The sequence below is a fragment of the Fictibacillus sp. 5RED26 genome (genome assembly GCF_015903895.1).
Lineage (GTDB): Bacteria > Bacillota > Bacilli > Bacillales > Fictibacillaceae > Fictibacillus > Fictibacillus phosphorivorans.
Genome location: NZ_JACZDU010000002.1, coordinates 652,497 through 675,424 on the forward strand (window position 1 = coordinate 652,497; position 22,928 = coordinate 675,424).

Sequence of the window (22,928 nt, forward strand, 5' to 3'; positions counted from 1 at the left end):
AAGGAAGTGTAGACTGTGGAAGAAACGATTCAGCCATTAAATCGTGTAGCACTCGAATTAGGACCACTCACGATCTATTGGTACGGACTTATTATTGGGTTTGGTGCGATGCTTGGCCTTTGGCTTGCGGTAAGAGAATCAGAGAGACGCGGGCTTGCTAAGGATACGTTCGTTGATGTAGTGATGATTGCAGTACCTGTGGCTATTTTATGTGCAAGGCTTTATTATGTAGCGTTTGAATGGGACTTTTATAAAGACAATCCAAGTAAGATTCTCGCTGTTTGGGAAGGCGGTATCGCGATTCATGGTGCACTGATCGGTTCTTTCTTAACAGCACTCGTTTTTTCAAGAGTAAAGAAAATCTCTTTTTGGAAGCTGGTTGATATCGCAGCTCCTAGCATCTTGCTCGGTCAGGCGATCGGACGCTGGGGCAACTTCATGAACCAGGAAGCTCATGGTGGGGAAGTAACGCGAAACTTTTTAGAATCACTCATGTTGCCAGACTTTATCATCAATCAGATGTATATTGATGGGACTTATTATCATCCAACCTTTCTCTATGAATCGCTTTGGAGTTTCATAGGTGTTATCGTCTTGCTTTATTTACGCAGAGTGAACCTTCATCGAGGTGAATTGTTCTTAACGTATATCATCTGGTATTCGATCGGACGTTTCTTTGTAGAAGGACTTCGTACGGATAGCTTGATCGTTTGGGGAACTTCCCTTCGCATCGCACAAGTGGTGAGTTTGGTCTGGATTGCAGCGGCGGTGATCATCTGGATCTATAGAAGAAAAACAGGATTGGCTAAACAACGATATCTAGAAAGCTAAGGGAGGCGAATGAAAAGTGGAAACGTTAAAAAAAGGCACACTTGCAGGCTTGAAAACCACTTGGACGCTAGGGAAAATTATTTTTCCTGTCACTTTACTGATCACGCTGTTGAGTCACACACCGGTGTTAGATTGGCTGATCGCTGTTTTAGCTCCAGCCATGAAATGGATCGGACTTCCGGGTGAAGCGGCGATTCCGCTCGTCCTCGGTAATTTTCTGAATCTATATGCAGGGATCGGGGGGATTCTGACTCTCGATTCTTTAACGGTGCAAGATGTATTTATTCTCGCTGTTATGCTTTCTTTTTCTCACAACCTGTTTATTGAGTCTGGTGTTGCAGCGAGTGTAGGTATCAAATTGTGGGTGATCCTACTCGTGCGAATCGGCTTGGCGCTTTTCTCTGCTTTTATGATCAACCTTTTATGGGATGGCGGAACAGAAAAAGCACAATACGGTTTTATCTCAAAGCCTGAAGCGGCTCCGAACGGATGGGGAGAGATCACGCTCGCCGCTCTAGAAAAAGCTTCGCTCGGTATTCTGCAACTAGCACTTATCGTCATACCCCTCATGATCATCATGCAGTATATGAAGGACAAAGGCTGGCTGAACAAGTTTTCGAAATGGATGGCACCAGCTATGAAACTGCTAGGTATGAAAGAGAACACGTCTATGACGATGGCAGCCGGACTTACGATCGGTCTTGCCTATGGTGCAGGTGTGATGATGCAGGCGGCGAAAGAGGACGGCGTATCAAAGAAAGATCTGTATCTAGCTTTTATCTTTCTCGTAAGCTGTCACGCCGTTGTTGAGGATACACTTGTTTTTGTACCATTAGGAATTCCCGTTCTGCCGTTGTTGATCATTCGAGTAGTGACGGCGATCGTTCTTACTGTAATAGTAGCTTACGTATGGAACAAGCTTGAACGGAAAAATCGTTTAACAAGAAAGGAACGACAACATGAAACGCAACACCATACTATTTGATCTAGACGGAACATTAATCAATACGAACGAACTGATCATCGCTTCTTTCCTTTACACACTAGATAAGCATTTTCCAGAACAATACAATCGTGAGAGTGTCTTGCCGTTTATGGGGATGCCGCTCGTTGAGACGATGGAGCAGTTCGATAAAGAAAAAGTATCAGACTTAGTTCAAACATACCGTGAACATAACATCTCGCATCACGATGAACTTGTTACAGAGTTTGAAGGAGTTTTTGAAACGGTAGAAGAATTGTATAAAAAGGGCTATAAACTGGGCATCGTAACTACAAAAATGAGAAATACAGTCGAGATGGGCTTGCGCCTTGTTGGTCTTGATAAGTTCTTTCAAACGGTTGTTACGTTAGATGACGTGAAAAACGCGAAACCAGATCCAGAGCCTGTTCAAAAAGCGTTAACTTTGCTCGGTTCAACACCAGAAGAAGCAATCATGGTAGGCGACAGCAAGTACGATATTCTTGCGGGTCAGAATGCTGGCACACAAACGGCTGGTGTAGCATGGACCATTCGCGGCAACGATTATTTGCAGCAGTTTAATCCAGACTTCATGCTGAATGAAATGACGGATTTGCTGGATGTTTTAGGAGAGAGATAATTGCGGAATACTGAGCGTTATCCGGTAAAAGGAAGAAACTCGTTGTACCAAGTGTATGACACTGTCCCGTTCTGGAAAGTGGTAAAGAATTTTATCGCGATACAAGTGGCTCGATACACGCCATTTCTACCTATGAAAAATTGGCTATACCGTACTTTTTTGAAGATGAAGGTCGGTGAGGGGACAGCGTTCGCCTTGATGGTCATGCCAGACATCATGTATCCTGAACGAATTTCAGTCGGGAAGAACTGTGTGATCGGCTATAATACAACGATATTAGCTCACGAATATTTGATAAAAGAATACCGTTTGGGTGATGTGATCGTGGGCGATGAAGTGATGATCGGTGCGAACTCTACGATCCTCCCAGGCGTTACGATCGGTGACGGTGCGATCGTATCAGCTGGAACACTCGTCCACAAAAATGTTCCAGAGGGATCTTTCGTCGGTGGTAATCCGATGCAGGTCATCTACACGAAAGAAGAACTTCTTAAGAGGGAAATGGAAAGATAGAAATTTGTCGTAAGTTCCCCTCTTGGGTTTTCTTGATTTTCGTCGTATACTTAAAACAGGCAAAAAAGCGAAAGCTGGAGGCGCATACTATGAGAAGGAAATCATTCTCGATCGTATTTATGAAGAACACGTTTAAAATTGGACACCTCGTTGAAGACAACTGTCAGTCTCAGCATGCACCGAAAGCATCTCATCCACAAAATAAGGCCGAACAACTTGCTGCCCGCGATACCTATCGTTTCCGGACTGCTGTGTCAAAAATGAAAGGTCATGGTCTTGTTAAGCATTACGAACTTCAAAGCAAACGTGCAAAGCTGGTTTTTTACGGCGACTATTCTACTTACAAACGTAACGTACCTCATATTGCGTTTACACGCGAACATTTTCAACACTACTTTGGAACAGAAGATTTAATCTGTGAATTTCTCCTAGATACTTCTATTTATTTATTTAAAGAACTCCATTTTTTAGAAGAGATCCAACTGGATATTCCGAGTCATGGCAAGATGTATACGGTCGAACTGACGCGACAGGAACTGGATGATTACATGAAGTGTGATCTGGCCGAAATGAAAGATGGTCATCACCATAGGTTCTTCTACATCTACCGAGACGAAGAGCTGGATCTATTTACGAATCAATTTGTAAAGGTCAAACGATTAAGACGAAAAAAATTATAAATGATTAAAAACTGGCGCCCAAACGTCTTATGAATGGGTACCAGTTTTTTTGATGTGTAAAGAGAGTGAGTGGGGAATAGCGAGTATGAGACTTGGGGGCTAGTGACACACAGCGAAATTTGTCGAGGATTGCAGACTCGTGGATAAACAGCCAAAACTCGTGGATTCAGCACTAAAACTCGTGGATAAACAGCCAAAACTTCTGGATTGAATGCAGAAACTTCTGGATTCGGCACCAAAACACTTGGATTCAGAGCCAAAACTTCTGGATTGAATGCAGAAACTTCTGGATTCGGCACCAAAACATTTGGATTCAGCACCAAAACTACTGGATTGATGAGTCCTTATGTGCCACGCCACCTTGTTTTGGCAGCTAACAAGCTCATTATTAGATGTCTTCCAAAAAAAAATCTATTCCTTTTGTCGAAAAATGTATTTATAATAAAAATGTTCCTTTTTATAATTTTTAAAATATTGAAAGCGTTTTTACAACAAGAAAAGGCAGGAGGAAAACTGAATATGGATTATGGAGTTATTTTTTCAATTAGTGTGTACATGATCGGGATGGTGCTGATCGGGCTTTATGCGTACCGAAAGACCGATAACCTTACCGATTACATGCTTGGTGGAAGAAATCTTGGACCAGCTGTTACAGCACTTAGTGCAGGTGCATCAGATATGAGTGGATGGCTGTTAATGGGTCTTCCAGGTGCAATGTACGTATCTGGTTTGAGTGCTGGATGGATTGTGATCGGCTTGTGTGCAGGTGCCTATTTAAACTGGCTATTCGTTGCACCTCGACTCAGAACGTATACGGAAGTAGCGAACAACTCGATTACGATTCCAGATTATTTTGAGAACCGATTCAAAGATACTTCACGCATACTTCGTATTACGTCTGCGTTAGTTATCGTGATTTTCTTTACGTTTTACTCATCATCCGGAATGGTTGCGGGCGGACAATTGTTTGAGACAGCTTTTGGTCTGAATTACATGTGGGGAATCTTGCTTACGGCTGGAGTAGTTATTATTTATACTTTATTCGGTGGTTTTTTAGCGGTAAGTTATACAGATTTCGTACAAGGAGCGATCATGTTTGTAGCGTTAATCCTTGTACCATTCGTAGCCATTTTAAAAGTTGGCGGATGGGATGCTTCATTTAACGAGATCGAAAGCATCAGTCCAACTTTGCTTGATGCCTTTACGGGGACTAGCTTGATCGGTATCATCTCCTTATTAGCATGGGGATTGGGTTACTTTGGCCAGCCGCATATTATCGTTCGTTTTATGGCGATCACGTCTGTAAAAGAGATGAAGAGCGCTAGACGAATAGGAATGGGTTGGATGATTTTCTCCATCATTGGAGCGATGTTCACAGGTCTAGTAGGGATTGCTTACTTCAACCAAGCGGGAGCACCTCTTGGAGAAGCAAAAGCTGAAACGGTATTTATCTTATTATCTGAAGTATTGTTCCATCCGATCATTACGGGCTTCTTGCTTGCTGCGATCTTAGCGGCAGTTATGAGTACGATCTCATCTCAGTTGCTCGTAACATCGAGTGCTTTGACGGAAGATTTTTACAAAGCATTCGTAAAACGTTCTGCTTCTGACAAGGAACTCGTGTTAGTAGGGCGTTTGGCCGTTTTAGCTGTTGCCGTTATTGCATTTGTTATGGCTCTTAATCCGAGTGAAACGATTCTGAATCTTGTAGGTTATGCATGGGCAGGGTTTGGTGCTGCATTCGGTCCGGTCGTCTTGCTGAGTCTATATTGGAAGAGAATGACGAAATGGTCTGCTTTTGCTGGTATCGTTGTAGGGGCTGTAACTGTTATCGTTTGGGAACTCATCCCGGCTATGGCTGATGTATATGAGATCATTCCAGGATTCATCGCATGTACACTAACGATCGTAGTCGTTAGCTTAATGACAAAAGAACCAAGTGCAAGTATTCAGGAAGAGTTTGAAGAAACGAAAAGATTAGTAAGTTAATAGTGAGGATATGTACTGACCAAATAGCGGATTTAATTGCTGATTTGGTCAGTTTTTTCTTAGAATAAAGTTATTGATAGAGGAGGACGCAGAATGGAATTCATGATTCTTGAAGGAATGCCAGAGAAATTTCAATTGAAGCAAATCCTTCAGTTACATGAAGTAATCTTTGGGGCATCAAATGACGATCTCCTTTTTAATATGAAATTGAAGAATGCTCTAACGATCGTTACAGCTATTCATCATTCAAAGGTAGTTGGCTATAAAATGGGCTATGAAATCGATCATAACACTTATTATAGCTGGCTTGGAGGAGTCGACCCCGTTTATAGGGGGCAAGGAGTAGCTTCAAATTTAATGAAACAACAGCATGAGTATCTGAAAATGAAAGGCTATTCTGTTGTTCGAACCAAAACGATGAATAAGTGGAGAAACATGCTGCTGTTAAATATTAAAAATGGGTTTGATGTAATGGAAACGTATACGAATAAAAATGGGTTACATAAAATTGTACTCGAAAAAAAGTTATGTAATTAAACAATTGTTTAAAAGAATTCACTCTTGATAGCTGCACCTGCATATGATGGTCTAAGCGGGGTGACGGATATGAGGATAAAAGATAGAGTGAAGCTTTGGTTCTTAGGATCGCTTTATCCAGAAAATTCATTACAACCGATTGACAGCACGGAGCAGTTTGTTCGTGAACTAAATAATGGATGCCCGGTAATCTTTACGTTGAGAGATGTTTACGGATTGATTCTATTCGATAAAGAAGAACAGCTCGGAACACTGTATATAAAAGATGTGTTCGGAATCACGGAAGACTATAGAAACTATTACTCAATACTTGAGTTGATCTCGTTCTACAGTGAGCATGTTAAGGAAGGAATTTTATTCTATACAGAGAATAATTAAAGAATCATATTCTGTTGGACACCTCATTACTTGAGGTGTTGTTTTTATTACCTCTTTAGAAAGTGAGTCATCATTATATGCCTACAATTATACATCGAGAATTTGTACATGCTTCTGCAGAAACCTGTTTTGATCTCGCACGAAACGTAGATATTCATACTGAAACGACTTCTCATACAGGAGAAAGAGCGGTCGCCGGAGTAACGTCAGGATATATGGAAAAAGGCGATCATGTGACGTGGGAAGCTGTTCATCTTGGCGTGAGACAAAGATTGACTGCAAAAATTATTGAGATGGAAAGACCTCATATGTTCGTAGATGTGATGGTAAAGGGGGCTTTCTATTCATTCGTGCATACTCACACCTTTGAACCGAAGGGGAACGGGACCGTTATGGTGGATCATTTTCATTACAAGTCTCCGTTTGGCGTGATTGGAAGATTAGCTGATTGGTTGTTCCTAGAGAAGTACATGACGAATTTTCTAGTAGGACGGGCAAGAGCGCTAAAAGAGATCGCAGAAAATACGCAACACACATAAAGGTAGAAAGCGGTGATCAGTGATGAAGATAGGAATGGTACGTCATTTCAAAGTCAAAAGAGGCTATCCGACTGAAAAATGGATCACGCCCTCTGAATTTGATCAGTGGTTGAAAGAATACGAAGCGTCTGATGTAGAAGAAACAGACGTTGACTTAGGCGGTATCAACTGGAATAAATGCTATTCGAGTACAGTTCGTCGTGCAGAATACACAGCAGGGAAGATTTATAGAGGAGAGCTGATTAGAACGGATGACCTTCGTGAAATCCCAGTCTATCCGTTTTTTAAAAGAGATATTAAGATTCCAATGATTTTATATCCACTTTGCATTCGAACAGCATGGTTCTTTAACCACAAATCTCAGCTTGAGCGTAGAACGGATGTAGAAATGCGTGTTTCAAAGATCGTTGACCGCATACTAGAAGAAAACGAAGAAAATGCACTAATCGTAAGTCATGGTGGACTCATGATGTTTATGAGAAAAGAACTGATCCGTAGAGGATTTAAGGGACCGAGATTAGGCAGACCCGAAAATGCGAAGCTCTATTTGTTTGAAAAGATCTAGGTGGGGCTGTCGAGGTGTGTCGAAAATCGGATAAATAATTTTATCCGTGAAATTATGTATGCTATCCGTGAATATAGTGTAATTTACCGTGGATATAAAAGGAATTACCGTGAAATTGTGCACTTTTACATCTATGTATTGAAAGAAAACTGGCTGATACCCCACACGAAAAGGGAATGTAGCCAGTTTTCTTTCGTAAAACCTTCATTTATTGAGCATTCTTATAAAATTCTTCCATCATATCGTAGCTCATCGGGCCGATATGTTTTTGCACGATGATTCCTTTTTTATTAATAATAAAAGTAGTCGGAATCGTTACCGTTTTGTACGTATTTCCGACTTTACCGTCTGGATCTAATAAAACCGGAAAATTTAACTTGTATGATTGAGCAAACTTTTTCACTTCTTTTTCAGAGTCGCTGTCTGTTAAGTTCACAGCTAAGATTTCTACTTTCTTAGAGGAGTGGTCTCTATAGAAACGGACCATCTCAGGCATTTCTGCACGACAAGGCGGACACCATGTTGCCCATAGGTTTACGAATACGACCTTTCCTTTGAGGTCTGATAGCTTTACGGTTTCGCCTTCAATCGTTTTTAATTCAAAATTCGGTGCACGGTCACCTGTTTTGATTCCATAAGATGCCGCCTCTACTGCTTCACCGTTCGTGTTCTGTCCACCGAGCAGAGAATTCGTGAGAACGGAAAAGAAGAGTGCGGTGACTAGCATAGATAGAACGGTTTTTCTTATTTCAAATGAACCCTTCGTATATAAGTAGATTGACAGGATGGAAAAGAACAATGAGATCAATCCGTCTGCGAAGAGGGTGGTTGACGCAAAATGTGCACCATAATAAGCGGCGAAAAAAACAGTTAGACCTAATATTCCGATATAAAACACCCGAGTTCTATCAAGCTCCCGTTTTCCTGAAGCCCTTAGCATGTAAAGGATTGAAAAGATGATCCCGAGTACGATTCCTGTTTCTCCTCCATTAAAGTACAAGATGCTTAACGGATGTTCAACGATCAGTAGGGGATGCAGAACAGAATAACTGAATTTCCAAACCAATAGAAAAATTCCTACCGCATTACTCAATACGTCTAACAGCTGTTTTTTATCAGGTTCTTCTCTTACTTTTACATACAATATGCCATACGCGATCAACGCTGATCCTACAATCGCAAGCCAAACCATCTTTATTGGAAAAGATCCGATCGTTAAATAATCCGCCATTTTAACACCCACCTTAAACTTGTCCTCTATTCTAAACTTTATCAAAGTTTTGCTATTTTTATTCCTAATTTGCTTGTTTCATTAAAAAACCAGTGAAGGGTTTCTCCCTGCACTGGTCTTATGCTATATATTACATCTCTTTTTTTAATGCTGTTTCAGTGGCATTTAATTTTTTTCCTTATTTGACTGTTGATTTGAATGGAAGGTGCGTGCCTACCACTTGAAATACATCTCGTAAGGCATGCGACGAGGAAGCTTACTCCGGTAGCCTTAACTTTTAGACGCAGGAGCAAAAATCCTCTAGTGTCGAGCAGTCCAAGAAGTGAATGTGGCTCACCGCCTGCCCCGCGGAAAGCGAGCAACCTGGAATTGAAATCAACTACTTTCATAAGCAATACTGAATACGAAACAGGCACTTATAAAAGATAAAAACCAACTCCCATTATCAGGTAGGCAGCTAGAAGGGTAAGCCCTTCAAACCAATTCGTATCGCCATCACTTGTTAACGAGATCGTTAAGAATACGGCGAGAACCATCGCTACGAGTTCAGGAAGCGTAAAGACAAGAGCCATCGACTTTTCAAAAAATAAAGAAACCAATACGAGCAAGGGAGCAACAAACATGGCGATCTGAAGTGTTGAACCAATTGCGATTTCTACGGCAACATTCATCTTATTCTTGTAAGCCATTATGATTGCTGAAGCATGCTCAGCTGCGTTACCAACAATCGCAACGATGATGATTCCGATGAACACTTCACTCCAGCCGAGCGTTCTGCCTACTTCTTCAAACGTATGCACGAGTTTTTCAGAAACATAAGCAACGGCAAGAGTAGCAAGAGCGAGGACGATAAGAGCTTTCCACTTACTCCATTCTGCTTTTTCATCTCCATCCGCAACATCGTGTTCTGACTGATAGACACCGCGGTGAGTAACAAGCTTGAACAGAAGTGCGGCAATATAAAGAACGATCATGATGACAGAGACCCAAACACTCAAGGTGAGTGAATCTGCGTCGTTCAGTTTATAAGAAAAGACCTCAGGGAAAACAAAAGCGACTACCACAGCGAAAATCAATAGACCAGCGTTATGGCGTGCATCATAAACGTTGAACTTTTGTTGTTTATACTTTAATCCACCGATGAAAAATGACAAACCTCCGACTAGTAAAAGATTTCCGAGTACAGAACCAGTTAAAGACGCTAATACTACACTTATCAAACCTGCTTTTAATGCAAAGATTGAAATGATGAGCTCGACCGCATTGCCAAAAGTGGCGTTGAGCAAACCACCGATTCTTGGACCAGCAATGATCGCTAAGCTTTCCGTGGCGCGTCCCATATAACCGGCTAGTGCGATAATCGTTGCACAATAGATTACAAAAAGTAAGACAGCTGGCCAATGTATGAGGCTGCCGATAACAGATAGTGGTACGCCAATGATGATGGCAATAAAAAAGATGCGATTAAACAAGACGCATTCCATCCCTTCTATGTATTTATTTTTACATACTATTCCCTGAAATCTGTTTTCTTAACTCTGAATAAGGAAACATGATTTTTGTGTGAATTGGTTGACAGTTTCGACAAGTACGTGTAGACTAACAACTAAATCTTTATCATGGTAGTATATTAGCGAACTAAAGTGTTTTCGATCAAATTCATGTAGAACCCAGCTCATATTTTCGTAAAACATTACTTAATCTATTCATTTTATAAATAAAGGATGAAGGATCATGTCAAAACCGTTTGTGTTTGAAAAACCAGCAGGTATGCGGGATACACTTCCTGCTTTTTATCAAAAAAATGAAGACATCAAAAATAAAATCAAACAAGAGATGGAGTCTTGGGGCTATCAATTCATTCAGACTCCTACTTTGGAATATCACGATACAGTCGGGGAAGCTTCCGCAATTTTAGATCAACAATTGTTCAAGCTGCTTGATATGGAAGGAAAAACATTGGTGCTCCGACCAGATATGACAGCTCCGATCGCGAGGGTCGTGTCATCAAGCATGAAGCATGTAGCTTACCCACTCCGCCTCGCATACAGTTCTCCCGTTTTTAGAGCGCAACAGCGAGAAGGGGGAAGGCCAGCAGAATTTGAACAAGTTGGTATCGAATTGATTGGTGAAGGAACGGCTAGTGCAGAAGCAGAAGCACTCGCTCTCATGTCCGAAGTGTTCAAAAAGAGCGGAATTGCTGCATTTACTGTTGCCGTTGGACATATAGGATTTGTGCAAGAGCTTCTTTCCGATATTTTAGGAAATGATGATCGAGCAGCGGATTTGTTACGTTATTTAAATGAAAAAAATTATGTAGGCTACACTTCACATGTGAAAAAGCTTCCTCTATCTTCAATCGATACACAGCGCTTATTAAAACTGTTGGATTTAAGAGGTAGTATCGAAGTACTTGATGAAGCATCTTCATTAAATCCGAACAGAGTAGGACAGCAGACCTTACAAGAACTAAAGGACTTGTACAATCTCTTAGAAGATTATGATGCGGCACAAAACATTGTATTCGATTTTACGTTGTTCAGTCACATGAGTTATTACACGGGAATCGTGTTTGAAGGATACGCTGCTGGAATCGGCGCACCAATCGCTAGCGGAGGACGTTATGATGATCTGCTCAGTCGTTTTGACCGAAAAGCACCCGCTATTGGCTTTGCGATTCGAATGGACTATTTTGTAGAAGCGCTCGGAAACAAAAGTGATGATACAAAGAGACATTGCATTCTTTACACAGATGAACGCAGAAAAGAAGCACTGAAGTTAGCAAAAGAAAAGCGTAATAAAGGGACGCATGTTGTGATGCAGAATCTTTCTGGAGTCAAAAATGTAGATGAATTCAGCAAACGTTTTGATGATGTGCAATATTTAATCGGAACACAGCAAGGAGAGGACTTTTCATGAGTACGGTATTAACGATGGCAATGCCAAAAGGGCGAATATTTGAAGAAGCAGTCGATCTTCTCAGACAAGCTGGATATCCGCTTCCTCCCGAGTTTGATGAATCTAGAAAGTTAATTATCGATGCACCTGAAGCAGGTCTTCGTTTTATTCTGGCAAAACCGATGGATGTCCCTACCTATGTGGAACACGGTGTAGCTGATATCGGAATCGCCGGAAAAGATGTGATGCTTGAAGAAGAACGTGATGTTTATGAGGTGCTCGACCTGAAAATCTCAGAATGCTATCTGGCGGTTGCTGGGCTACCGAATGGACATGATCAAAGAGTTGCACCAAAGATCGCTTCGAAGTATCCGAATGTTGCGTCTCATTATTTTAGAGAGCAGGGACAGCAAGTTGAAGTGATCAAATTAAACGGATCGATCGAGCTTGCACCATTAATAGGGTTAGCAGATCGAATCGTTGATATCGTTTCGACGGGGCGGACGTTAAAAGAAAACGGTCTGGTTGAACTTGAGAAAATAGCTGAAATTACATCAAGGTTGATCGTGAATCCTGCTAGCTACAGATTGCATGCTGCACGCATCAACGATCTGGTTGAGCGACTTCGAACACTTGTTGAGAACAAGGAGGAAGTTCAATGAGAATACAACCTGTCACTGAACTAAAAAACTTAGAGAGAAGTGTTGAACAAAACACGGAGAAGCAAAGAAAAGCGGTTCTTGATATTTTACAAAACGTGAAATCGAAGGGAGATAAAGCCCTTTTTGAATATACTGAAACATTTGATGGTGTATCTCTTTCATCTCTTGAAGTAACAAAGAACGAAATAGATGAAGCCATCTCTTCACTTGATCCAAGTATGATAGAAATTATTTCAGAAGCAGCAAGCAATATTCGTGAATATCACGAAAAACAACGACGACAGTCATGGTTCTTCACACGTGAAGATGGAACGCTTTTGGGTCAAAAAGTAACGCCGCTTGATTCAGTCGGTGTGTACGTTCCAGGTGGAACAGCTGCTTACCCGTCATCTGTGTTGATGGGCGTCATACCAGCCGTTGTTGCGGGCGTAGAGGAGATCGTACTCGTCTCACCACCAGGGAAAGACGGAAAACTTCCGTCTGCTGTACTGGCTGCAGCTTCTATTGCAGGAGTTAAACGAATGTTTAAAATAGGTGGTGCACAAGCGATCGGCGCGCTGGCATATGGCACTGAATCGGTTCCCAAAACGGACAAAATCGTTGGTCCCGGTAACATATTCGTTGCGCTAGCAAAACGCGAAGTTTTTGGTGTATGTGACATTGATATGATCGCAGGTCCGAGCGAAATCGCCGTTCTTGCGGATGAGACAGCAAACGCTCGTTACATTGCGGCAGACCTTTTATCACAAGCCGAACATGATCCCCGATCAGCAGCGGTATTGGTTACAACTTCAAAAGTGTTAGCAGAAGAAGTTGCAACGGAAGTAGAGTCACAACTATCTGAGCTCCCAAGAAAAGATATCGCGACAGAAGCGATTCGAGATCATGGGAGCATCTATATCGTGAATTCGCTTGAAGAAGGTGCAGATGTGATCAACCAGATTGCACCCGAACACCTTGAGATCATGACGAATGATCCAATGAGTCTTCTCGGAAAAATAAAACACGCAGGTGCGATTTTTCTTGGAGAATACAGCTCAGAACCTGTTGGGGATTATTTTGCAGGAAGCAATCATGTTCTTCCGACAAGTGGGACAGCGCGTTTTTCAAGTCCGCTTAACGTAGATGATTTTACGAAAAAATCAAGCGTGATTCGATATAGTGAACAGGCACTAAAAGAAAATGGAGAGAAAATATCAGCTTTTGCTCGCCTAGAGGGACTTGAAGCACATGCGAGAGCGATAGATGTTCGACTGGAGGACAAGTAGATGGAAAATCAAGCGCGACAACATACGATTGAAAGAAATACAAAGGAGACACAGATCAGCTTATCTTTAAACATTGATGGAGAAGGACAAGCCGATATTCAAACACCTGTTCCTTTTTTAAACCACATGTTAGACGCGATCGCACGTCACGGACATTTTGATCTTACGGTAAACGCTGCGGGAGATGTGGAGATCGATGACCATCATACAACAGAAGACGTTGGCATCTGTCTTGGTCAAGCAATTCAGGGAGCACTAGGTGATAAGCGAGGAATCAAGCGATACGGTAATGCGTTTGTCCCTATGGATGAAACACTTGCTCAAGTGGTGATCGATCTATCCAATCGTCCGCACCTTGAATTTCGTGCAGAGTTTCCAAGTCAAAAAGTAGGAACGTTCGATACCGAGCTCGTGCATGAATTCTTTTGGAAGCTCGCGTTAGAGGCGAGAATGAACCTGCATGTGATCGTTCACTATGGCTCGAACACACACCATATTATAGAAGCTATTTTTAAAGCTTTTACAAAAGCGTTAGATGAAGCCACACAGATCGACCCTAGGGTAAAAGGAGTGCCTTCTACGAAAGGAATGTTATAGATGATCGGAATCATTGACTATGGAATGGGCAACTTGCATTCTGTCTGTTCTGCTCTAAAGAGAATCAATCAACCTTACATCCTCTCCGGAAATCCAGAGGAACTTCAAAAAACAGATGGACTGTTGTTGCCGGGAGTTGGTTCTTTTAAAGATGCGATGACGGAGTTAGAAAAGACAGGTCTCGCTAATTTTATAAAAAAAGAGGCGGAAAGCGGTAAGCCTCTGATGGGCATCTGTCTAGGCATGCAGCTCCTTTTTGATGGCAGCAGCGAGAATGGTTTAACGAAAGGACTGGGATTACTTCCAGGAAGAGTTGAACGTTTTACAGGCAAAACGAACGAAGGACATTCATATAAAGTACCTCACATGGGATGGAACGATCTACACTTTTTGCAGAGTGATCAGCCGTTAGTAAAAGGTATAGACGAAGGATATGTTTATTTCGTCCATTCTTTTGTTGTACAGACGGAAAATAGAGAGGTACTTGCTGCAGTCGCTCAATACGAAGACGTGGAAGTTCCAGCTGTAGTCGGAAGCGGCAGGGTCATGGGAACGCAGTTTCACCCTGAAAAAAGTTCTGAGACAGGCATGAGCATGCTGAAAAACTTTTGCGATTTCGTTGAGGAGGGAAAACAAGAATGAGTGAATTTGTATTATACCCCGCGATCGACATGCGTAATGGGAAGTGCGTTAGGTTGATGCAAGGAGACTATGAACAAGAAACGATCTACGGAGATTCCCCTTTTGATATGGCAAAACAGTTTGCAGATCAAGGTGCAGAGTGGATTCATATGGTGGATCTTGACGGCGCGAAAGACGGAAAGAAAATCAACCATGAGCATGTATTGCGTGTTGCGAAGGAACTGTCTGCAAAAGTTCAGATCGGTGGAGGAATTCGTTCGATGGATGACGTTTCGTATTACTTAGACGGTGGAGTTGACCGGGTGATCTTAGGTAGTGCTGCGGTTTCGAATCCAGAGTTTGTAAGAGAAGCGTTACAGCAATACGGTGGTTCAAAGGTAGCGATCGGACTTGATGCTCGTGATGGATTTGTAGCTACAGAAGGATGGCTTGAAACGTCTCACATCAAAGCTGTTGATCTCGCGAAAAGATTAGTAGAAGAAGGTGCAGAGACGTTTATTTTCACCGACATCTCAAAAGACGGTATGCTACAAGGACCGAACGTTGAAGCGATCGGAGAATTAGCAAGCATCACTGGAAAAGAAGTGATTGCCTCAGGTGGTGTAAGCTCAATCGCTGATCTCGTTTCTTTAAAAGCAGATGAACGTAACATCGCTGGTGCGATTATTGGAAAAGCACTTTACACAAATCGATTTACCCTGCCAGAAGCGTTAGGAAGTGTGAAATAATGCTTACGAAAAGAATTATTCCATGTCTAGATGTTAAGGAAGGAAGAGTTGTTAAAGGCATTCAGTTCCTTAACTTAGTCGACGCTGGTGATCCTGTTGAACTAGCGAGATTTTATGATGAAGAAGGAGCAGACGAGCTCGTTTTTCTTGATATTTCTGCTAGTCATGAAGGACGGGACACGATGGTCGAAGTCGTTGAACGAGTTGCAGCAGAACTTGCGATTCCATTCACTGTCGGTGGCGGTATCAATAAACTCCAAGACATGAAACGTGTGTTACGTGCCGGAGCTGACAAAGTTTCTGTAAATACAGCAGCGGTTTTGCGACCAGAACTGATTACAGAAGGATCGGATTATTTTGGTGCCCAATGTATCGTAGTGGCGATCGATGCAAAGTATGACGAAGAGTTAAAATCATGGCGCGTGTATACGCATGGAGGACGTAAACCCACTCAATGGGAAGTCACAGAGTGGGCGCGAGAAGCAGTAAATCGTGGTGCTGGAGAAATTCTGCTGACCAGCATGGATAAAGATGGAGAAAAGTCTGGTTTTAATCTAGAGCTGACGAAAGCAGTGAGTGAAGCGGTAACCGTCCCAGTTATCGCTTCAGGCGGAGCAGGTTCCTCTGAGCATTTTAACGATGCGTTTACGATTGGAAAAGCTGATGCTGGCCTTGCTGCTAGTATTTTTCATTATAAAGAAACATCGATCACAGAGGTAAAAGCAGATTTGCGAAAGTTAGGGGTGTCTGTTCGATGAATTTAGAAAAACTGAAATTTGATGAAAAAGGATTGATTCCTGCCGTAGTCCAGGATATTCAATCAAAAGAGGTACTAACGGTCGCGTATATGAACCGAGAATCGCTCCAGAAAACAATCGAAATTGGCGAAACGGTGTTCTTTTCAAGATCACGACAAGAATTATGGCACAAAGGCGAAACTTCGGGAAATACACAAAGAGTCAGAAGCATCCGCTATGATTGCGATCAAGACGCTGTGGTTGTGCTTGTAGAACTTAAAGGGCCTGCTTGTCACACGGGCTCATATAGTTGTTTTTCAGAAACACTTTATGAGGTGGATGAGAGAGAAGACGCGCCAAACCCTGATCGATATAGAATTCTGACAGAACTGCAAGAGATTATCGCAAAACGAGAGCATGAGATGCCAGCAGGTGCTTACACAACCTATCTTTTTGAACATGGAGTCGATAAGATTCTGAAGAAAGTTGGAGAAGAAGCAGGCGAAGTGATTATCGCCGCTAAAAATCGTGATGCCGAAGAATTGAAATGGGAAGTTTCTGATCTTTTTTATCATGTTTTGGTACTGTTGCAGGAGCAAAAGGTACCTTTAGACGAGATCTTGGCCACATTAAAGGAAAGACATACGAAAAAGGACAACTGAGGCTTTTTAGCTCGGTTGTTTTTTTGTGTCTGAAAGGATTTATGATCGATTCCAGGGATTTATGAGCGATTCCAGAGATTTATGATCGATTCCAGGGATTTATATTAGCCCCACCAAAGTGTTCTAAACTTTTCGCAATAACTTACAAACCTCGGACTCCTTGTCTCATACAGATTGACACGCATCCATCATTTTTTGTCGAAAGTTTCCTGCACATTATTTACAGTCTAAGGGGTGTTACTCACTATCGCCTGTGTTATAATTTTTTGGTTGAAAACTTTGTAAACAGAACGATATAGAAGTATATATGTTTACATAAGTAGATGGAGGAACCAAATATGCATAAACAAAAACGGGCCAGTGCAGCTAGCGGCCGTGTTCTTCCCTTTATCCAGGATGGGGATTACTTTTTTGAAAAAGGAATAAAAGCCTATAATAGGCGTGATCTATATACAGCAAAAAAAATGTTTGAGCGGGCCGTTACCTTCCAGCCGGAAGAGCCCTCTTTTTTATGTCAGCTTGCTTCAACGCTTGCTGAGATCGGAGAATATGAAGAATCCAATAAGTATTTGCTGAACGCATTAGAGCAGTCTGGTTCTGATCTTTCAGAATGTCATTTTTTCCTTGCGAATAACTTTGCGCATCTAGGCATGTATAGTGATGCTGAAGAACATGCTCGTTTATATATCGCGATTGATCCAGATGGTGAATTTGTTGATGATACACAAGAACTATTAGATCTTATCTCACTCGAAACAGGAAGCAAGTCTTCTAATCTGCCTCTTTCTACTGAAGAAGAGCTGATCAAGCTTCATGATGAAGCAAGGCAATCGATTGAACGAGGAGATCTTCCATTAGCGCAACAACAGTTAAAAGAGATCATCACGAATCATCCTAAGTTTTGGGCGGCGTATAATAACTTAGCACTCACTCACTTTTATAAGAGCGAGTTTGATGAAGCGATGGATGTTCTTCAAGATGTGTTGGATAAGAATCCAGGTAACTTAAACGCACTATGCAACCTTGCTATTTTTCTGTTCCATTTAGGGATGGACGAACCTGGTGGCAAGCTAGTTGAGCGGCTAAAAACGGTGCATCCGATGCACCCTGAGCATCGTTACAAATTGGGGAATACGTTCGGGTTATTAGAGGAGCATCTATACGCGAATAAGTGGCTGCAATCACTTAGAAAGTCGTCATTTGTATATGATCCTGTAACCACGCATATGCTTGCTGTGTCGTACTATGCACTTGGACAAAAAGACCTTTCTGTAAAAACGTGGAAAAAGGTAATCGATCTAGATCCTGAAAGTCACGTTGCTCCTTTTTATTTGGAAAAAGCACAAAGTGATGAGTTGACGATAACAGGCGGCGACTATCAATATCGCATTCCAACTAACAATCAGAACAAACCGAAAAAAGATCGTCAAGTGAAAGCGATGGAGCATATTCAGCAGGTGCGTAAAGGACTGGAAAAAAACAAAATTACGCATTTAATTCTTTTAAGAGGGAATAAAAATGAAGAGGCTTATGAGACGCTTCGTGACTTTTGCCTTAGAAAAGAAGAGTCGTTATTCGTAAAAGAGATCGCTGCAACAATCATGCTGGAACATCAGCCTGAAAAAGCTGTAGAACTCCAACATGATGATGCACGTGTTGAAGTGAACGCACCTTCTGAGGTTATTAGTATGGCATTAGATGTACTTCTTTCTGTTAAAGAAATGGGTTCAGTGCTTGATGAGCATGTACTGTTTTATTGGGCAGAAGCGATTAAATTTGCGGAGACGACAGGCGAACGAATCTTTGATAATCAAAAAGCAATTGCTGCGGCAATCGATCACTTAGCTCGTAAGCAAAAAGGGCGTTCTACCCAAAAGAGTGTTGCAGAGCAGTATGGCATCACAGTTTCTGTATTGTCATTACGCATAAAAAAACTGATAGGTTGGGTAAATCGCAACGTTTGAGCAGAATGATGGACTTTACTCCTATGTGCGAATAGGATATAGATATAGTAAATAAGAATTTCCTTATATAAGGAGTGGGCATTAATGACTGAAGAAAGAATTTATGATGTAGCTATTCTTGGTGCAGGACCAGCTGGTATGACTGCAGCGGTTTATACATCACGCGCGAACTTGGATACGATTATGATCGAAAGAGGTATCCCTGGCGGACAGATGGCTAATACGGAAGATGTAGAAAACTATCCTGGTTTTGATCACATTCTTGGACCAGAACTTTCAAACAAGATGTTTGAGCACGCAAAAAAATTCGGTGCTGAATACGCTTATGGCGATGTAAAAGAAATCATCGATGGCGAAGAGTACAAAACGATTCATGCAGGAAGCAAAACGTACAAAGCGCGTTCGATCATCATCTCGACAGGTGCTGAATATAAGAAACTAGGCATTCCAGGAGAAAAAGAATTCTCTGGACGTGGTGTTTCTTACTGTGCTGTGTGTGATGGTGCATTCTTTAAGAACCGTGAATTAGTTGTTATCGGCGGTGGTGATTCCGCTGTTGAAGAAGGTGTTTACCTAACTCGATTCGCTTCTAAAGTAACGATCGTTCATAGACGTGACAAACTTCGTGCACAAAAGATCCTTCAACAACGTGCGTTTGATAACGAAAAGATCGATTTTATCTGGAATCACTCTGTTAAAGAGATTCACGGTGAAAATAACAAAGTGAACAAAGTGACGTTAATTCATTCAGAAACAGGAGAAGAACAAGACTTCTCTGCGGATGGCGTGTTCATCTATATCGGAATGCTTCCATTGAACGCTGCCTTTAAAGATCTTGGCATCACGAACGAAAATGGTTATGTAGAAACGAACGAACAGATGGAAACAAGAATTCCTGGTATCTTTGCAGCAGGAGATATCCGTGAAAAAACACTTCGTCAAATCGTTACGGCTACAGGTGATGGAAGTATTGCGGCACAAGCTGCTCAGCATTACGTGGAGAGTTTAACGGAGAAACTAAAAAACGTAACTTCCAATTAATGTGATTGTAACAGTGATGAAATAATTATGGGGTATTATAAAAATAAGAAATTGACCCCCTTTTTATAAAGGCAAGACTTTGACACGGAGCTATGCTTCGTGTCCTTTTTTTGTTTTTTTTCTATGAAAGCGAAAAGATTACTTTGAGTTTTCTCTTCATTGACAAAGTGATTGGAATGGAAGTTGCGAGACTCCTACGGGACAAGCGGGCAGGTGAGACACTTAAAAGTGAAACGTCCGAATGTGGCTCACCGCATGCCCCGTGGAAAGCGAGCAACTGTAATGGAAATCAGTTACTTTCAATAACATCTTTGAAACGTTTAGATTTCAATAATTACAAAGCTTATTTTAAAAGTGATTTTTTCACATAATAAGAAAAGCAAAATACCATAAATTAGAATGCTAAAATACGTCAAACCCTTGAGGCCTCTGTATTGTGAGGGGTTACATAATTTAGTATACTAAAAAGTAGGACATAGCCCTGAGGTGAAAACAAGTGCAAAGAGTAACAAACTGTGTGTTAATAAGAGATAATCAAGTGCTTTTACTTCAAAAGCCTAGACGGGGCTGGTGGGTAGCACCAGGCGGAAAGATGGAGTCTACCGAGTCTATCCGTGATTCTGTTATACGCGAGTACCGTGAAGAAACGGGAATCTATCTGAAGAATCCGCAGCTTAAAGGTGTGTTTAATTTTATTATTAAAGAAGGCGACAAGATCGTCTCTGAGTGGATGATGTTTACCTTTTTTGCAACAGACTCAGAAGGTGTTGCATTAGATGAATGTGAAGAAGGGATTTTGTCATGGAAGCCGGTTGAAGAAGTACGTGAACTTCCGATGGCGCCAGGAGATCATCACATTCTTGACTATATGACGAGTGGCAGCAACATGATATTTGGCACATTTACGTATACACCTGATTTTGAACTGCTTTCTTATCGTTTAGACCCAGCATAAGTTAAGACGGGTCGCATAAAAATGGAACATAGTAAACTGGGGGGAAATGGCATGGAAAGACATGATGTACAAATGGTGATTATTACAGGAATGTCAGGGGCCGGGAAGACGGTAGCCATGCAGAGCTTTGAAGATTTAGGCTTTTTCTGTGTTGATAATCTACCACCTGCACTACTCCCTAAATTTGTAGAATTAATGCAAGAATCTGCTGGCAAGCTGAACAAGGTGGCACTTGTTATGGACCTACGTGGTCGCGAGTTTTTTGATCAGTTGTTTTCAACGCTCGATCAACTTGCCCTCTCATCGGATGTTCAACCGCAGATTTTATATTTGGATTGTAAGGATGCAACACTTGTACGCAGATACAAAGAAACCCGACGTTCTCATCCTTTGGCGAAGAGTGGAAACCCGCTTCAAGGGATTACTCAAGAGCGTGAGATGCTTGAAGAACTAAAAGGAAGAGCACAGCAAGTCTTAGATACATCTGACTTAAAACCACTTCAATTACGTGAACGTATCATTCAGCGTTTTTCTGCAAATGCCGCTCATCCGTTCACGATCAACGTGATGTCATTCGGATTTAAGTACGGGATGCCGATCGACGCTGACTTAGTGTTCGACGTGCGTTTCCTACCAAATCCTCATTATATTGAGCATATGAGACCGCGAACAGGGCTTGAAGCAGATATTTCAGAGTATGTATTGAAGTGGCCGGAAACGAACATGTTTTTAGAAAAGCTGCTTGATCTGCTTCAGTTTATGATTCCGCAATATAAAAGAGAAGGTAAGAGCCAACTGATTATCGGGATCGGATGTACAGGCGGAAAACATCGTTCTGTAGCTCTAGCTGAATATATCGGAAATGCACTTTCCAAAGAATATGTGACATTCAGCTCTCACAGAGATATGGGAAAGGATAAAGTTTAAATGAATAAGCAGCCGAAAGTGGTAGTGCTTGGCGGAGGAACAGGTCTTTCTGTTCTTCTCCGTGGTTTAAAGCGCTATCCAGTTGATATCACTGCTATCGTTACGGTTGCAGATGACGGCGGCAGCTCAGGAAGGTTGAGGAGAGATTACGATATGCCTCCTCCCGGTGATGTGAGAAACGTGATCGCCGCACTTTCTGAAGTGGAACCGCTTGTAGAAAAAATGTTTCAGCATAGGTTTAAAGTGGGAGACGGAATTACGGGTCATTCGCTTGGAAACTTGCTTCTTGCTGCCATGCACGATATTACAGGAGATTTTTTAACAGGAATTCGGGAACTTAGCCGCGTTTTAAACGTAAGAGGACAAGTACTGCCTGCAGCGAAAAACAGTATTATTCTATGTGCGGAGTTAGAAGATGGGACGATTGTTCAGGGGGAATCTAAGATCCCGCTGTCGAATAAGAAAATCAAACGCGTCTTTTTATCTGATGAAAAGATCGAGCCTCTTCGTGAAAGTGTGAAAGCGATTCAAGAAGCTGATTTGATCGTGATCGGACCAGGAAGTTTGTACACGAGCATCTTGCCGAACCTTCTTGTGAACGGAATTTCCACGAGCATCCGTGAGGCAACGGCTCCTAGAGTTTATGTATGTAATGTCATGACACAGCCTGGAGAAACTACAGGTTACACGGCTGGTGATCACATTCAGGCATTGATCGATCATGTGGGCCACAACTTTATCGATGTTGTGATTGCGAATAATGAAAAGATTCCTTCAGAATACCTGGATCTATATTTGGAAGAAGGCGCATCGCAAGTTACTTATGATGAGGAACGCTTAAAGTCGTTCGGCATCGGTTTGTTATGTGACAACATCATTCAGTACGGAACGCTTGTCAGACACGATGCACAGCGTGTTTCTGACTTATTGTTAGGACTTATTGAAAAATAGAATACGGATTGAAACGGATGGAAGAGAGGTGG

The 22,928-nt window shown here is 41.8% G+C and carries 25 protein-coding genes; 23 read left to right on the forward strand and 2 right to left on the reverse strand.

From position 1 onward, the window contains the following. Positions 1-15 precede the first annotated feature (15 nt). The 10 genes from lgt to IHV10_RS11515 all read left to right on the forward strand — a co-directional run bounded on the left by lgt (position 16) and on the right by IHV10_RS11515 (position 7,633). Positions 16-831 carry a prolipoprotein diacylglyceryl transferase gene (lgt, locus tag IHV10_RS11470; protein ID WP_197129275.1) on the forward strand — a complete coding sequence of 272 codons (816 nt, stop codon included), beginning with the start codon at positions 16-18 and terminating at the stop codon, positions 829-831. 16 nt (positions 832-847) lie between these two features. Further along, positions 848-1,816, forward strand: coding sequence for a nucleoside recognition domain-containing protein (locus tag IHV10_RS11475; protein WP_197129282.1), 969 nt, complete (start codon positions 848-850; stop codon positions 1,814-1,816). Then, a complete protein-coding gene (gene ppaX / locus IHV10_RS11480; protein WP_197129285.1) occupies positions 1,791-2,432 on the forward strand; it encodes a pyrophosphatase PpaX in 642 nt (213 codons plus the stop codon). Before IHV10_RS11475 ends, ppaX begins: the two co-directional genes overlap by 26 nt. After that, positions 2,433-2,945: an acyltransferase gene (locus tag IHV10_RS11485; RefSeq protein WP_197129288.1), complete on the forward strand. Its 513-nt coding sequence runs from the start codon at positions 2,433-2,435 to the stop codon at positions 2,943-2,945. An 89-nt stretch (positions 2,946-3,034) separates the two neighbouring features. Further along, a complete protein-coding gene (locus IHV10_RS11490; protein ID WP_066397668.1) occupies positions 3,035-3,625 on the forward strand; it encodes a hypothetical protein in 591 nt (196 codons plus the stop codon). A gap of 519 nt (positions 3,626-4,144) precedes the next feature. After that, positions 4,145-5,614, forward strand: a complete 1,470-nt coding sequence (gene putP / locus IHV10_RS11495; RefSeq protein ID WP_197129291.1) for a sodium/proline symporter PutP — start codon at positions 4,145-4,147, stop codon at positions 5,612-5,614. A gap of 93 nt (positions 5,615-5,707) precedes the next feature. After that, entirely contained in the window at positions 5,708-6,151 is a 444-nt protein-coding gene (locus IHV10_RS11500; RefSeq protein WP_197129294.1) for a GNAT family N-acetyltransferase, read from the forward strand. 69 nt (positions 6,152-6,220) lie between these two features. Then, complete coding sequence (locus IHV10_RS11505; protein WP_197129297.1) at positions 6,221-6,529, forward strand: hypothetical protein; 309 nt, start codon at positions 6,221-6,223, stop codon at positions 6,527-6,529. 77 nt (positions 6,530-6,606) lie between these two features. Beyond that, entirely contained in the window at positions 6,607-7,068 is a 462-nt protein-coding gene (locus IHV10_RS11510) for an SRPBCC family protein (protein ID WP_197129300.1), read from the forward strand. A gap of 22 nt (positions 7,069-7,090) precedes the next feature. Next, a complete protein-coding gene (locus IHV10_RS11515) occupies positions 7,091-7,633 on the forward strand; it encodes a histidine phosphatase family protein (RefSeq protein ID WP_197129302.1) in 543 nt (180 codons plus the stop codon). A 208-nt stretch (positions 7,634-7,841) separates the two neighbouring features. On the opposite strand, the gene IHV10_RS11520 is transcribed toward IHV10_RS11515, so the two are convergent. Beyond that, the gene (locus IHV10_RS11520; protein WP_197129305.1) at positions 7,842-8,864 is read right to left on the reverse strand and encodes a redoxin domain-containing protein; all 1,023 of its coding nucleotides are present in this window, start codon (positions 8,862-8,864) and stop codon (positions 7,842-7,844) included. A 416-nt stretch (positions 8,865-9,280) separates the two neighbouring features. Beyond that, positions 9,281-10,336 carry a calcium/proton exchanger gene (gene cax, locus IHV10_RS11525; RefSeq protein WP_197129308.1) on the reverse strand — a complete coding sequence of 352 codons (1,056 nt, stop codon included), beginning with the start codon at positions 10,334-10,336 and terminating at the stop codon, positions 9,281-9,283. A 262-nt stretch (positions 10,337-10,598) separates the two neighbouring features. Here cax and IHV10_RS11530 point away from each other — a divergent pair, with 262 nt between their 5' ends. From IHV10_RS11530 to IHV10_RS11590, 13 genes are all read left to right on the forward strand, one after another. Continuing rightward, positions 10,599-11,783, forward strand: coding sequence for an ATP phosphoribosyltransferase regulatory subunit (locus tag IHV10_RS11530; protein WP_197129311.1), 1,185 nt, complete (start codon positions 10,599-10,601; stop codon positions 11,781-11,783). Further along, on the forward strand, positions 11,780-12,424 hold the full coding sequence (hisG, locus tag IHV10_RS11535; RefSeq protein ID WP_197129313.1) for an ATP phosphoribosyltransferase: 645 nt from the start codon (positions 11,780-11,782) through the stop codon (positions 12,422-12,424). Before IHV10_RS11530 ends, hisG begins: the two co-directional genes overlap by 4 nt. After that, entirely contained in the window at positions 12,421-13,692 is a 1,272-nt protein-coding gene (gene hisD / locus IHV10_RS11540; RefSeq protein ID WP_197129315.1) for a histidinol dehydrogenase, read from the forward strand. Before hisG ends, hisD begins: the two co-directional genes overlap by 4 nt. Then, on the forward strand, positions 13,693-14,289 hold the full coding sequence (gene hisB / locus IHV10_RS11545; protein ID WP_197129317.1) for an imidazoleglycerol-phosphate dehydratase HisB: 597 nt from the start codon (positions 13,693-13,695) through the stop codon (positions 14,287-14,289). Beyond that, on the forward strand, positions 14,290-14,931 hold the full coding sequence (gene hisH / locus IHV10_RS11550) for an imidazole glycerol phosphate synthase subunit HisH (RefSeq protein ID WP_197129319.1): 642 nt from the start codon (positions 14,290-14,292) through the stop codon (positions 14,929-14,931). Continuing rightward, positions 14,928-15,659, forward strand: a complete 732-nt coding sequence (gene hisA / locus IHV10_RS11555) for a 1-(5-phosphoribosyl)-5-[(5-phosphoribosylamino)methylideneamino]imidazole-4-carboxamide isomerase (protein WP_197129321.1) — start codon at positions 14,928-14,930, stop codon at positions 15,657-15,659. Before hisH ends, hisA begins: the two co-directional genes overlap by 4 nt. Next, a complete protein-coding gene (gene hisF, locus IHV10_RS11560; protein WP_197129323.1) occupies positions 15,659-16,417 on the forward strand; it encodes an imidazole glycerol phosphate synthase subunit HisF in 759 nt (252 codons plus the stop codon). Before hisA ends, hisF begins: the two co-directional genes overlap by 1 nt. Continuing rightward, positions 16,414-17,058, forward strand: a complete 645-nt coding sequence (hisIE, locus tag IHV10_RS11565) for a bifunctional phosphoribosyl-AMP cyclohydrolase/phosphoribosyl-ATP diphosphatase HisIE (RefSeq protein WP_197129325.1) — start codon at positions 16,414-16,416, stop codon at positions 17,056-17,058. The genes hisF and hisIE overlap by 4 nt, the downstream gene beginning before the upstream one ends. Positions 17,059-17,396: 338 nt before the next feature. Next, positions 17,397-19,022: a tetratricopeptide repeat protein gene (locus IHV10_RS11570; protein WP_197129327.1), complete on the forward strand. Its 1,626-nt coding sequence runs from the start codon at positions 17,397-17,399 to the stop codon at positions 19,020-19,022. An 84-nt stretch (positions 19,023-19,106) separates the two neighbouring features. Next, positions 19,107-20,063 (forward strand): thioredoxin-disulfide reductase, encoded by a 957-nt coding sequence (trxB, locus tag IHV10_RS11575; RefSeq protein ID WP_197129330.1) that lies wholly within the window; start codon positions 19,107-19,109, stop codon positions 20,061-20,063. A 496-nt stretch (positions 20,064-20,559) separates the two neighbouring features. Further along, on the forward strand, positions 20,560-21,018 hold the full coding sequence (locus tag IHV10_RS11580; RefSeq protein ID WP_066397616.1) for an NUDIX hydrolase: 459 nt from the start codon (positions 20,560-20,562) through the stop codon (positions 21,016-21,018). A gap of 51 nt (positions 21,019-21,069) precedes the next feature. Further along, positions 21,070-21,945, forward strand: a complete 876-nt coding sequence (gene rapZ, locus IHV10_RS11585) for an RNase adapter RapZ (protein WP_197129333.1) — start codon at positions 21,070-21,072, stop codon at positions 21,943-21,945. Further along, complete coding sequence (locus tag IHV10_RS11590; protein ID WP_197129336.1) at positions 21,946-22,896, forward strand: gluconeogenesis factor YvcK family protein; 951 nt, start codon at positions 21,946-21,948, stop codon at positions 22,894-22,896. The last annotated feature ends 32 nt before the right edge of the window (positions 22,897-22,928 follow it).

Bases quoted from the DNA above. Each gene is read 5' to 3' on its own strand.
- ppaX (WP_197129285.1), top strand. From the start codon at position 1,791: ATGAAACGCAACACCATACTATTTGATCTAGACGGAACATTAATCAAT.
- IHV10_RS11490 (WP_066397668.1), top strand. From the start codon at position 3,035: ATGAGAAGGAAATCATTCTCGATCGTATTTATGAAGAACACGTTTAAA.
- putP (WP_197129291.1), top strand. From the start codon at position 4,145: ATGGATTATGGAGTTATTTTTTCAATTAGTGTGTACATGATCGGGATG.
- IHV10_RS11500 (WP_197129294.1), top strand. From the start codon at position 5,708: ATGGAATTCATGATTCTTGAAGGAATGCCAGAGAAATTTCAATTGAAG.
- IHV10_RS11505 (WP_197129297.1), top strand. From the start codon at position 6,221: ATGAGGATAAAAGATAGAGTGAAGCTTTGGTTCTTAGGATCGCTTTAT.
- IHV10_RS11510 (WP_197129300.1), top strand. From the start codon at position 6,607: ATGCCTACAATTATACATCGAGAATTTGTACATGCTTCTGCAGAAACC.
- IHV10_RS11515 (WP_197129302.1), top strand. From the start codon at position 7,091: ATGAAGATAGGAATGGTACGTCATTTCAAAGTCAAAAGAGGCTATCCG.
- IHV10_RS11520 (WP_197129305.1), bottom strand. From the start codon at position 8,864: ATGGCGGATTATTTAACGATCGGATCTTTTCCAATAAAGATGGTTTGG.
- IHV10_RS11530 (WP_197129311.1), top strand. From the start codon at position 10,599: ATGTCAAAACCGTTTGTGTTTGAAAAACCAGCAGGTATGCGGGATACA.
- hisG (WP_197129313.1), top strand. From the start codon at position 11,780: ATGAGTACGGTATTAACGATGGCAATGCCAAAAGGGCGAATATTTGAA.
- hisD (WP_197129315.1), top strand. From the start codon at position 12,421: ATGAGAATACAACCTGTCACTGAACTAAAAAACTTAGAGAGAAGTGTT.
- hisB (WP_197129317.1), top strand. From the start codon at position 13,693: ATGGAAAATCAAGCGCGACAACATACGATTGAAAGAAATACAAAGGAG.
- hisH (WP_197129319.1), top strand. From the start codon at position 14,290: ATGATCGGAATCATTGACTATGGAATGGGCAACTTGCATTCTGTCTGT.
- hisA (WP_197129321.1), top strand. From the start codon at position 14,928: ATGAGTGAATTTGTATTATACCCCGCGATCGACATGCGTAATGGGAAG.
- hisF (WP_197129323.1), top strand. From the start codon at position 15,659: ATGCTTACGAAAAGAATTATTCCATGTCTAGATGTTAAGGAAGGAAGA.
- hisIE (WP_197129325.1), top strand. From the start codon at position 16,414: ATGAATTTAGAAAAACTGAAATTTGATGAAAAAGGATTGATTCCTGCC.
- IHV10_RS11570 (WP_197129327.1), top strand. From the start codon at position 17,397: ATGCATAAACAAAAACGGGCCAGTGCAGCTAGCGGCCGTGTTCTTCCC.
- trxB (WP_197129330.1), top strand. From the start codon at position 19,107: ATGACTGAAGAAAGAATTTATGATGTAGCTATTCTTGGTGCAGGACCA.
- rapZ (WP_197129333.1), top strand. From the start codon at position 21,070: ATGGAAAGACATGATGTACAAATGGTGATTATTACAGGAATGTCAGGG.
- IHV10_RS11590 (WP_197129336.1), top strand. From the start codon at position 21,946: ATGAATAAGCAGCCGAAAGTGGTAGTGCTTGGCGGAGGAACAGGTCTT.